Raw genomic sequence first — 11,428 nt, 5'->3', positions numbered from 1 at the left:
AATGAGAAATTTGTTATGTATAGGTTTTGCCTTACTTTGTTTGGCTTGTGCCAGTGATCCGCAAAAAGAAATGGAGAAGAAAATTATCGGGGAATGGTGCAATCCCTACACTTACGAGTCGACCGGGGAATTAAAAGGGTTTCGTTTTAAGAAAGGTGGCGTGTGTGAAGCGATTAATATCCCGAGCCTAGACTTGAAATCCTGGAATATTAATGAAGGGTATTTGTTTATAAAAGGCTTTAGTTTAACGGAGAATGGCGAGAGAGAAGTTTACGAAACAAAAGAGAAGATTGATCTCTTGAATGCCGATTCTTTATGCCTTGTGGCACGGGAATCAGCTCCCCGGCTTCTTTTTTTGTATTTGAATTCGAAGATTATTAAAGAACGAGTTCCCGTGAATACGCAGTCACAAGAGTAGTATTGCAAGATGTAAGAAGCCCGCCTGACTTTTCTTTTTGTCAGGCGGGCTCTTGCTTGATGTTTTATATTATTTTCTATTTAGGTAATTTTAATTCAGGATACAACTCCTCCAACTTTGAGAGTTACATCCACTATTTTTCCTAAGTCAACCTTGGAGTCCGATTCCCAAAGGAATTTTTCTGCATCTGAACTTAATTGTTTTGCGTTTTTCGTGTTCAATAGCAGAACTCCGCCATTGTCCAAACCAATGATCATTTCATCTCCAGAGTATGTACGTCCATTCATGTCAACAACATTTCCTTTGCAAGTGTAATAGTGCCTGATCCCATTTTGAGGCACATCTCTATCCATGAAGTAGATCTCTTTGCCATGTGCCAAGAATACATATTTGTTTTGACTGGAAGCAAGCGTGCAGAACACGCATTCTTCTAAGGGAACAGGGGACGTCATAGGGGATGAGAATAGTATTTCGGAGTTTTTATCGGAACCGGGAACTTTTCCTTGTGGATAAGATAAGCCCTCCCCGCTATATTCTCGTTCTATTTCAAAATATTGATATTGGTACGTGCCGTCAGAGGTTTTCAGAAACATGGTATAACCAGCCGTTTTTCCCCAGCCACTAGGACGAATGTAACCTATGTGTAATACTTTGGAATCGCCAAGATCTGTTAAAGGTTTAAAGTTTTCCGGCCATCCGTTCTTGGGGGTTGGTAAAGCAACTACTTTACCGGATGAATAGAGGTCGTCATATTTATCTCGGATGTCGTGTATTAATAAAAGACGATTTTCTGGTTCATCCGGTGTACCTCTTGAAAGAAGCAACGTGAAAGGTTTATCTTGGTCTCGTTGTGAGTTGATGAGATTTCCCCGCACTTCTTTGTTTTCAAAATATAAAGGGGTATGAATATAATAACCGCTTTGGAATAGGTCATATGAATCTTTAATTTTGGAATAAATTTTTCCGTCATAGTTTTCTATCATGTGCGTGTAAACCATCATTTCTGCATTTACAGGATGAAAATCCTCCGGGTAAGCCCCTCCGATAAAAGCATCGGCGAGTAAGATGTCTTTAAGCATAGTAGTTCCGTCTAAATCGACAGATCCTTGTCCTCCTTCTTGGAAAACAATAACATGTCCGTCTGAAGGATATATATGGGCTATATGTTCTTGGAGAAAAAGAGGGTGAGAACCCAATACTTCTTTGTTTTCTTTGTAATATACATCTTCGATTACCTCAAATTCCTGTATGTCCCGTCCGAACTCGTCTTGGATATAATCTCCGTCTTCATCTTCTTTATATCTTCGCACGATATAGGAAAGTATTGATTGTCCACCCTTTTCGGATAACACAAGGTAACCTTTATCTGACGTGTAAATAGTAGTCGGAATTATTGTTTCAGATTGTATGTAAGTCAAATTATTCTCTACGTTGGTCACCCGTAAGACAAGTTTATGCTGAACGTGAGTATCAAGAACCCAAACAAGCTCCCTTTCTTGATTGATTACTTTATTTGCGTAAGTCCATTCATATTTCAATTTTAAATCAGAACTGTCATTGAGGGCGTATTTGAATTTGGGATATACCCTAATTGTGTCGCCAATTATTTGATGTGTAGCTACTTCTGGAGTGAATAAAATCTCAATGTCGTTTAACTTTTCGTAATCATAGTTCCCTTTGTCATCATAGCACCCCATGAATACGGATAATGCTAGGAACAAAAATAGAGTATATTTATTTTTCATAGTCATTTATTTTTTATTAATAAACAGGAATGCCATTTACCATAGGTGTTTTGCCGTCATCCTCCATGATATTGTTTTCAATCAAATAAACCTTGAATTTCATTGTCAATTCGCGAGCTTCCGACAAACTTATTCCCGTAAGGTCATTTCTACCTGTTGCGATGATAAAATGCCTGAATTTGTTGGGCGAATACGCTCCTAAGATTAATTTTTCTAAATCACCGTCCCACCACAGGGGTTTGCTTTCAATATTGTTGAAGATAATGCGAATCATTTGTTTGCCGGATAAACCGGGAGAGAAGTTTTTATTTGCGGCGATTTTAAACGTCACATGAACTTGTTGCGTTTTTAAAGCTTCGCGGGTACCATTGCAGCGTATTTTTAACGTGCTCAATGTTTCTCCTGCCGGGAACAGTAATCCTTGTGGCATTTCGTAATCTTCAGCTAAGGCGGTTGTCAGGGAGTCTACCACTTGCAATTCATATTCGAGGTCTTCTTCCGCTGGCAATCCGGTAAGGGCGATGTAAAAAGAGGCATCATGACTCGTCTCTCCGGGATAGTGGGAAAAAGAAAATTTGACAGAATCCAAACCCTTCAAGGAATCCTGAAAGAACAAATATCTCGGGGAGGAATAAACATTAACCTCCTCTGTATTGCAGGCGTACATCCCTGCGATAATCAAGCATATATAAATAATATGTTTCCTCATATTCTATATTGTTTAGTGAATAGTTTCGTTTTCCGGTTTGGGTAAAATCATATCAGCGTCTTTCATGCCGGTTTTAGGAAATATATTGAAGCGTTTGTAATAAAAGAATGCTTGTCCTTCTTGCATGAATTCCCGCAACGCTTCCTTTGCCATTTCCTGTTTGAAAGATTCAAGGTCCTTGATTTTCTTGCTCATTTCGCCCATGCTACCGGTTTGACAGTTGCGTGCAAACCTTACTTTATCGAGTTTCTCTATTGCCCCTTGAATATCATCCTGGCGGCAAAGATGCTCTGCTTGTATGTAGTACAATTCGCCTAAACGGATCATGGGCAACATATCTTGGCAATACACGTAGTCGCCGATATTTCCATGCGGGGCGATGTTTTTAGTACAAATTTGATAGCTGCCGCTGGCTTCTATTAATTCCGTCCACCGGGCGTCGGCATTATCGTCAAACAAGGAACTGGGAGATCGCAGATAGAATTTAACCTTAGGTGACTCGCTTGATGTCAGAACTTCGTAATTTTCCAGTAGTTTTTGGTTGGAAAGGCAGAAAAGTACCTCCTCGTACCGTTTCTTGTTTTCATCCGTGTCATAATAATCCGTGAAGTCTAAAGTAGAGTAATAGCTGTCAGGAGCAACGGCAAACGTAAGGACATGTTCTGCCATATCGTATGATTTTTGGTAATAGGTTGCGTCCAATTCTCCCATGTAATTGTACACCCTTGCCAATAATGCGCAAACGGCGAGATAATTCATTCGGAATCCTCTGTTCTTGAAGAACAAATCTTGATTTGCTTTTGTATCTGTTCCCCTATAATATATTCTGTGAGCATTTGTCAACATATACCGCCAGTCTAATGTGTCGTGTGGAGCGACAAGGTTTTTGGCTTCTTCCAAATCCTTGATGGCAAGTTCCAAGACTTCTTTTACCGTGCGGTCCGGTTCGAACGTCGACGGATAAGTCGTGAAATAGGGTATGTGTGTTCCTGTATTTTGGGTCACCGGTGCCGGGGCAAAGAGTCGGAGTAAGTCGAAGTGTAGGAAAGCCCGTAATGCCAATGCTTCTCCTTTAATCAATAATTTTTCGTGATTCAAAGCCCTGAATAGCGTGGAATCTGTTTCGTCTATTTTGCTTAACAGGCTATTGCAATTAGCAATGGAATTGTAAGCTTGCGACCAAATAGTCTGGATGACAGGTTTTATATCCTTGTCTTCGTAATTGTATTTCGACATGATCTTGTAATAGTTCGTGGCCGAACCGAAAGCTCGAGATTGATACAATTGCGCCATTACATCCAGCATGCCCCAGCTTAATTCCTGTCCATACATGGAGGAGGTTGCCATTTGTTTGTACACGCCGTTTAATACGTTACGGTATCCGTCCCCTGTGGCGAATAACTTATCTTCGTCCACCGTGTCTTGGGGGGTGATATCTAGCCATGAGTTGCAGGAGGTCAAGGCTAGAATGAATATTGTTGAAATGATACTGATTACTTTCATAACAATTAAATTTTAGAAAGTTAGGTTTAAAGAGAAATTCATGGTTCTGGCAAAGGGGTAACTCAATCCTCTTTCTGCCTTGATGCTGGACCAATAGAATAGTTCGTTGGCCCCGATTTCAAAACGCAACATACTGATGCCGCTCGTTTTCAACCAACGGTGAGAATTGGCTTGCAGACTATATCCCAGCGTGATGGAATTTAACGATAAATTGTTGTTTTTTTGAACGAACCGTTCGGTAGGCCGGGTTGTGGGTATCGTGAACGAACCTTTGTTTTCCCTTAGTGCCAATTTGCGGTATTTTTTTACATCTCCCGGTTTTTGCCAACGTTCCGTTAGAATTCGCTTATCGACATTCATCGTGTAGATATTGGCGTTTTCGACTTTATCTACTAAAGTTTGATTGTAAGCGTCTCCGCCGAATTCATACATGAAAGTGGCGTACAAACTCCAATTTTTCCAGGTCACGTTGATTCCGAAGGTACCCTGTGCGTCCGGTTCCGTGTTCCCCAGTACGGTTTGTTCACTGGAAGACCAGGTTTTTGTTTGCTCTCCGTTACGCTTGAGTAGGATCTCATCGCCTGTGGCAGGATCTATGCCCAGGGAACGCATACCGAAGATGGAAGTCAGTGACCCTCCTTCAACATATTTTAAAAATGGTTCATTTTCATCTCTGTTTTCTTTAAAATGTTGGTCAACAGAGTCATTGTATGCTTTTAGGCTTTCGGAAATTTTTAAGATTTTATTTCGATTGTGAGCCAGATTAGCGAACAATGCCACGAAAAGGTTATTCTGTCGTATAACGTTTGCCCTGAAATTCAATTCGAAACCTTTATTCTCGATTTCTCCTATATTATCCATGTAAGTAGTGAATCCGGTAGAACTGGGAATGGTTACGTTGTTAATCAAGTCTACGGTTTTTTTCCGGTAATAAGTGGCATCCATGTACAGTAAATCTTGTAATACGCCCACCTCGATACCGATGTTATATTCTTTGGTCGTTTCCCAAGTCAAATCCTTGTTCCCCAGTGCCATTAACGTGGCTCCGAATCCGGTTTTGTACCATTCGTCGGAGAGGATCTTGAATGTCGTGCGGGCAACGTAAGAAGGGAAGTTTACTTTTCCTGTTTCCCCGTAAGTTCCTCTTATCTTCAATAGATCGAACTTGCCCCAATTTTTCATGAATGCATAGTTGTGGATATTGATTCCGACCCCGAATGATCCGAATGGAGCGAAACGTTTGTCCGAACCGAATTCGGAAGAACCGTCCATACGCACGGATGCATCCAGTAAATAAATGTTATTATAGCTGTAGTTGATTGTTCCCAAGAAACCCACAAGGCGGGTGCTGTTCTCGGAGGCACTTGGTTTCTCGTATATTTCTTCCGCGTAATTAGGAGAATTCAATACTCCGGAAGGAAATCCCCGGTATTCGGCGGAAATGCTTTCCGTCTTTGAAGCTTTTTGGTTGACACCGACCAGGAAATTGATATTGTGTTTCTCGAGGGTACGGTTATAAGAGAGGGTTGCCTGCATATCCCAGCTGAAACTATTGCCGTCCGTGGTATGTAATTCTCCTGAAGTCGAGTTAAAGGAGGAAATGGGATTGGCATTTTGTTTAGATAACGGATCCAAGAAACGGCGGCTTTCGTTCATTTGTCGGGTGAGACTGAACTGGCCTTTCAACAACCAGTATTGCCCGATGTTCCAATTTACGGATAGATTGTTTATAAGTTCTTCCGTTTGGGATTTGTCAAAGTTTCTTAGAGATGATTCATACATGGGATTGGGGAATGTGTTTCCTTCACCCCAGGTATTCAATTCCTCCAAATAACGTCCGGCTTCATCTTTGTATTCGTTATATGGTAATGCGTTCGCGAAATTGCTGAAAGAACCGTAGGGTGATTCTTTGGATTTTGTGATGTTGAAACTGGTTTGGTTCTTTACTTGAAGGTTTTTGAAGCGGTAATCTAAAGTGACTCCAGCTCCCAAACGGTCTCGGAAAGAGCCTTTCATCACACCGTCTTCGTTATAATACGACAAATCAACACCAAAACGCAAGTTGTCCGAACCGCCCTCGATAAACAGGCTGTGTTTGTGGTTAAAGGCTGTTTGCAGGGGTAACGACAACCAATAAGTGTCAACACCTTTTACAATGTTATTCAGTTTTGCCTGGTATCTTTTTTCCAACTCTAAATCAATATCATACTGGTAGGGGCCTTCATAGGGTTCAAAAGCTCCGGCAAGTCGTTCTGTTTCCAATTTTTCTTTGGCGTTCATCAAGTTGTAGGCGGACAAGTCCGGCATGGTTACTTCTCCCGTTAAGCTGTACGATATGTTCAGTTTCCCCGGCTTCGGAGCTACTGTGGTGATGATGACAACCCCATTGGCAGCACGCGAACCGTAAAGTGCGGTTGCGGCAGCGTCTTTCAGTATCGTGATGTTTGCAATACGTGCCGGATCCATGTCGTATAGTTTTTGGACGCTGATCTCAAATCCGTCCATGATAAAGGTCGGCAAATTCGGATTATTTTGCAGATTCCCTTTACTCGTGTAATTGGCGTCCAGTTGTTTGACTCCAATTCCCGAACGTCCCCGGATATACATTTCAGGCAAAGCATTCGGGTCGGATCCCCATTGGTTATTGGTTTGTATGCGGAAAGAGGGATCGAACGCCTGTAAAGCTTTCAAAACATTGGTTTTAGAAACTTTCATCAATTGTTCTTGCGATACGCTGACGCTGCTTCCCGTGAAACTTTCTTTCCGGACTTTGCCGTAACCGGTAACCACCACCTCTTCCATTTCGGTGATCTCCTCTTTTAGTTTGATGGCAAGTTCTTTTTTATCATCTTTCGGGTCTTCGCTCAACGGGAGATACAACGTTTCGTATCCGATAAAAGATACTACCAGAACGATACTGTCCATCTTGGGAATTTCCAACTTGAATTTCCCGTCGGCATCCGTTACAACCCCTACAGCAGTGCCTTTTATCATGATTGTGGCTCCCGGTAGCGTCTGTCCCTTTTCATCATAGACCGTTCCTTTTATATTTCGTGCCTCCTTTGTTTTTTTATCATCATCTTTAGAAGGACGGATGATGATGACGTCATTTTCTATTTCGTATGATAAATTCGTTCCTTTCAAAATGTTTGTCAAAAATTCTTCGATAGATGCATTTTGGAGGTTTACGTCCCGTTTCCCGTATTTATTCACTTCTTCAATACGATAAAGAAATTTGTAATCGGTTTCCGTTCTTACGGTTTTGATTAATTCATCGATGGTGGCATTTTCCATCTTCATCGTAATTTTAGTCACTTGTCCCGACGCATTCGCTTCCACGGTGAAAGCCTGAATGAGCAAGAAAAAGAGAGCTGTTCGTAGAATGAGAAGCATCTTCTTCCCCTTTTGATGAAAATCAAAAGTACTCTTTCGTTTTTTTTCCATAAATTTAAAAATTAATGATTTGGATGATCAGTTTTAAAATTGCTTGTTTAATTGGTTATTGTTTGACGATAACGGTATTCCCATTTATAACGAATTGAATGGATGTAGCTTTTTCTATCATATTAAGTACTTTTTGAAAATTGCTATATCGTTCTAGGTCTCCCGTGAAATGATAGGTCTTCACTACAGGGGATTCGTAGAACACGTGGATGTCATACCAGCGGGAAAGGGTGTTCATGATATTCTCGAGAGATTCATTTTCGAACACGAACATTCCTTTTCTCCAAGTTGTGTACGCGCGTGGGTTCACTTTTCGGGTAGATAGATTCTTGTCCGCTTTCACGTACACCGCTTGTTGGGAAGGAAGTAGGGTTACGCTGTTTTCTCCATCTGAAACTTTGACAGAACCTTCGCATAAGGTTGTTTCCGTAACTTTTGCATCGGGGTAAGCTTGGACATTGAATTGCGTACCCAATACTTGGATGTCAAGATTATTCGTCTTCACGATGAATGGGCAGTCTTTCATTTTGGCAACATCAAAATAAGCCTCTCCGGAAAGTAATACTTCCCGTTTGTCGTTGCTGAATTGAACGGGGAAGGATAATTCGGAATCCGAATTGATCCATACATGAGTTCCATCCGGTAATATTAATTCGTATTCTCCTCCTCTCGGAACCCGAACGGTATTCTTTTTCCCTTTATAATTGATCGCTTTGTCGTCACCGATGTATTCAATGCCTTGCTTTTTGGCAATAACTCGAATGCCAGAACCAAGTTCAAGGATGCGGGTTGTATCCTGAAGCGAAAGATGGAATTGTTTTCCTTCGGGAGTGATGAATGTCGCCTTGGTGCTTCCCGGCTGCACGTTGGCTACAGGAATGGCATTTTTTATCTCTTTTTTTGAAGAAATATTGGGCAATAATGCCAGAGCTAACAAAATAATAGCGGCTGCAGTGCTTGACCACCATGCAAGTTTATGTATACGCGCCTTGCTTTTTCGTGAAATGCGTTTCTCCACTTTTTGCCATGAAGAAATCGTGTCCAATTCATGTATAAACGAAGTGCGTTGGCGCTTGTTTTCCGGATCTTCTATTTTAATCCGAAGCGACTTGTTGGAAGGGTTATTTTCCCATTCTTGCAGTTCGTGCTTCTCTTCTGGAGTGAGAGAGCCCGTCATTTGTTTCGCTAAAAGCTGTGCGATCCGGTATTCTTTTGTGTACTCTGGCATAAGTTTCCGATATTTAGGTTTCATTATCTATTTACAGAACACATGAAGTGTGTAAAAGGATGAATGCAACAACAATTATTTGCTCTTTCGTTTCCACCATAAGCAAAGGTATAGTATGACAAGTATTCCCGGGATCATTCCCATGAAAAGAATATTTATCCAGATTCCTGCTTTTTGTCCCAAGTGTACACCTCTGTCCGAAGAATAGTTTCGATGCGTGTCCACGGGAAATTCCCCGTTTGAAAGCAATCTGAAAGATTCTGTTACAAGCGTGAAGTTCGTTGCGTCAAGTCCGTTGCGCTGTTTAGACAATTCTCCATTCCCGATACAATCGGCATCCCCGAGGACGATGACACGCTGTTCTTTGCCATTTATTTGTCGGGTAAGGTATAACATGGTGGCGTATGCTTTTTCTATTTCTCCGATAGCGGGATTGACGCGGGCTGTGTCTTCAATGAAATTAGTGGTTTCCAATTCATTCCACGTTCCGGTTGAGTCCGTCATTAATAGCGGGGTCAGGGTGAATCCCTTTTCTTCAACTTGGCGTATTTCGACAGTGGTTGGCATTGTCGCTTTGTAGCCATAACGAGCCATCCTGTAGAAAGAACGAGACAATTCGCTTGCGGCTTGAGTGGCAGAAGCTAAAATCAGGTCGGCAGAAAAATCTTTACTTTCCTGTACAAGAATACCGGGCATAAACTTTAACCCGAAAAGGGCGAGCAATGGGTTCATTTGTTCTTGACGCCGGGGCTCGCCCGCGATCAAAAGATTTCTGCCTTCTTCAACATAGTTTTCAATAATTTTCTGTTCTCTATCAAGTAAAGAGGTACGCATGTCTGAAATGACGAGAATATCAACGTCATTTGGGATTGCATCAATGCTGTCAAGCGACAAAGATATACAGTCAAAGCCTTGATTGACGAGTGAATTGCGGAAAGATTTGTATTGGGAGAAGGCGTAGTAATCGCGTTCTCCGGCTCCGTTAATATTCCGTTCTCCGTGACCGGTGAGAAATGCTACCAACGGGGATTTTACCACCATGCGCTTGAGTGCGGCTGTGATTTCTGTTTCAGAAGGATGCTTATGGTTATCATCGTATATTCGGAGAAAAGCTTTTTGCCCGTTGCCTCGTTCTATAACGCGTACAAATTTGTTATATTCGCCTGAAAGATCTTCTTGCTTGCGAATTTCTTCAGGGGTAAGGATGTCTTCTACGTCAACGTCTTCAACTTCACATATCTTTTCCAGGCATTGCTCGTCTGTCAAACCAGGGTAACGCTGTTGAAGGTGCGGGTTGGCAATTTTGTCATAATAGTAGACATATTTTATTTTAATTTCCGGTTTAAAACGGACATACTTTTCAAATCGTTCGTTATCATCGTTGTAATAACGGGGCATGCCTCGGAAATAGTCTTCGTCCAACATGTTGACGTATGTTGTGATGGATAAGGGACCATCCAGTTTTTTCATGACATCCTGGCTGTTTTGGGTCAATGTGTTATCTTTCATTTCCGTCGCATCGTAATATACGCGTGCATAAGGACGGGAGCTCGTGTAACCGATAACGAGAGTCAATAAAATAACGCCACCATACCGGAGTGTATTTTGTGTAGCGGAACGTTTGGTGCGTTCTGCTTGTAAGCGAAGTATGGAAAGTGTTATAAAGAGTGCGATAACAAGAAGGAAATAGAGCAGATCTTCACTGCACACAAGGCCGCGGAAAAAGGTATCCGCACGTCCCGATATGGAGAGCCAATAGGTGATATCGCGTACGAAAGGTATTTCTTGTCCGATATTACCGATATAGTTCAGGGAGGCCAATACTGCCAGCGTCCCCACGGCGGCAACAACTTGGTAAGATGTCAGGGTCGACATGAACAAACCGATGGCAGCGTAAGCGCATACCATCAGGAAAATTCCCAATAAAGCGACAAAGACGTAAGGAGTATCTATGTTTATTATCGAAAATGCCGCGAACACGTAATAGATAAAAAGAACCGCGATGAGTAATAGCGCGTAAACAATCATGGAAAGGTATTTCCCGAAAATAATCTGGCGATTGCTTACCGGGGAGGAATAAAGTAATTTGATAGATCCTCTATTATACTCTTGGCTCATGAGTCCCATGGTCAGGAGTGGAATGTAAAGGTACAGATTATCTTGCATGCCGGATATGGCTCCAGAATAGCCGAGAAGCAAACGTTCGGTCGTGTTGTACACGTTATAGCCTAGTGCCAGTGAGCGTAAAATGCCGGCCCAAGCGTCCGCGAAAGTCATTCCCGATTGGAACGTGAAGATAATAAGAATAAGCCAGGCTATTGGGGAATAGAATAGCGTGCTAAGTTCGTTTTTGGTTATCTTTAATATTGTTTTCATAGATG

At 41.8% G+C, this 11,428-nt stretch carries 7 protein-coding genes; 1 reads left to right on the top strand and 6 read right to left on the bottom strand.

The window, feature by feature from the left end:
- The first annotated feature begins 1 nt into the window (after position 1).
- Positions 2–418 carry a lipocalin family protein gene (locus tag BN8899_RS05780; protein ID WP_065218674.1) on the top strand — a complete coding sequence of 139 codons (417 nt, stop codon included), beginning with the start codon at positions 2–4 and terminating at the stop codon, positions 416–418.
- Between the two features lie 95 nt (positions 419–513).
- Here the strand turns inward: BN8899_RS05780 and BN8899_RS05775 are convergent, their stop codons facing one another.
- The 6 genes from BN8899_RS05775 to BN8899_RS05750 form a co-directional block, all read right to left on the bottom strand.
- A complete protein-coding gene (locus BN8899_RS05775; RefSeq protein WP_065218673.1) occupies positions 514–2,163 on the bottom strand; it encodes a PKD-like family lipoprotein in 1,650 nt (549 codons plus the stop codon).
- A 16-nt stretch (positions 2,164–2,179) separates the two neighbouring features.
- Positions 2,180–2,872 carry a DUF4843 domain-containing protein gene (locus BN8899_RS05770; protein WP_065218672.1) on the bottom strand — a complete coding sequence of 231 codons (693 nt, stop codon included), beginning with the start codon at positions 2,870–2,872 and terminating at the stop codon, positions 2,180–2,182.
- Between the two features lie 12 nt (positions 2,873–2,884).
- The gene (locus tag BN8899_RS05765) at positions 2,885–4,375 is read right to left on the bottom strand and encodes a RagB/SusD family nutrient uptake outer membrane protein (protein WP_065218671.1); all 1,491 of its coding nucleotides are present in this window, start codon (positions 4,373–4,375) and stop codon (positions 2,885–2,887) included.
- Between the two features lie 12 nt (positions 4,376–4,387).
- Positions 4,388–7,819, bottom strand: coding sequence for a SusC/RagA family TonB-linked outer membrane protein (locus BN8899_RS05760; protein WP_082986916.1), 3,432 nt, complete (start codon positions 7,817–7,819; stop codon positions 4,388–4,390).
- 55 nt (positions 7,820–7,874) lie between these two features.
- Positions 7,875–9,047: a FecR family protein gene (locus BN8899_RS05755; protein WP_187376779.1), complete on the bottom strand. Its 1,173-nt coding sequence runs from the start codon at positions 9,045–9,047 to the stop codon at positions 7,875–7,877.
- A gap of 75 nt (positions 9,048–9,122) precedes the next feature.
- Positions 9,123–11,423 (bottom strand): Gldg family protein, encoded by a 2,301-nt coding sequence (locus BN8899_RS05750; RefSeq protein ID WP_065218669.1) that lies wholly within the window; start codon positions 11,421–11,423, stop codon positions 9,123–9,125.
- Between the last annotated feature and the right edge of the window lie 5 nt (positions 11,424–11,428).

The sequence above is a fragment of the Butyricimonas sp. Marseille-P2440 genome (genome assembly GCF_900091675.1).
Taxonomy (GTDB): domain Bacteria; phylum Bacteroidota; class Bacteroidia; order Bacteroidales; family Marinifilaceae; genus Butyricimonas; species Butyricimonas synergistica.
Note: the sequence above shows the minus strand (reverse complement) of the source record. Positions and strands in the feature narration are given on the sequence as shown.

What these genes read in the sequence shown, in the direction of transcription:
- BN8899_RS05780 (WP_065218674.1), top strand. Translation starts at nt 2, where the DNA reads ATGAGAAATTTGTTATGTATAGGTTTTGCCTTACTTTGTTTGGCTTGT.
- BN8899_RS05775 (WP_065218673.1), bottom strand. Translation starts at nt 2,163, where the DNA reads ATGAAAAATAAATATACTCTATTTTTGTTCCTAGCATTATCCGTATTC.
- BN8899_RS05770 (WP_065218672.1), bottom strand. Translation starts at nt 2,872, where the DNA reads ATGAGGAAACATATTATTTATATATGCTTGATTATCGCAGGGATGTAC.
- BN8899_RS05765 (WP_065218671.1), bottom strand. Translation starts at nt 4,375, where the DNA reads ATGAAAGTAATCAGTATCATTTCAACAATATTCATTCTAGCCTTGACC.
- BN8899_RS05760 (WP_082986916.1), bottom strand. Translation starts at nt 7,819, where the DNA reads ATGGAAAAAAAACGAAAGAGTACTTTTGATTTTCATCAAAAGGGGAAG.
- BN8899_RS05755 (WP_187376779.1), bottom strand. Translation starts at nt 9,047, where the DNA reads ATGCCAGAGTACACAAAAGAATACCGGATCGCACAGCTTTTAGCGAAA.
- BN8899_RS05750 (WP_065218669.1), bottom strand. Translation starts at nt 11,423, where the DNA reads ATGAAAACAATATTAAAGATAACCAAAAACGAACTTAGCACGCTATTC.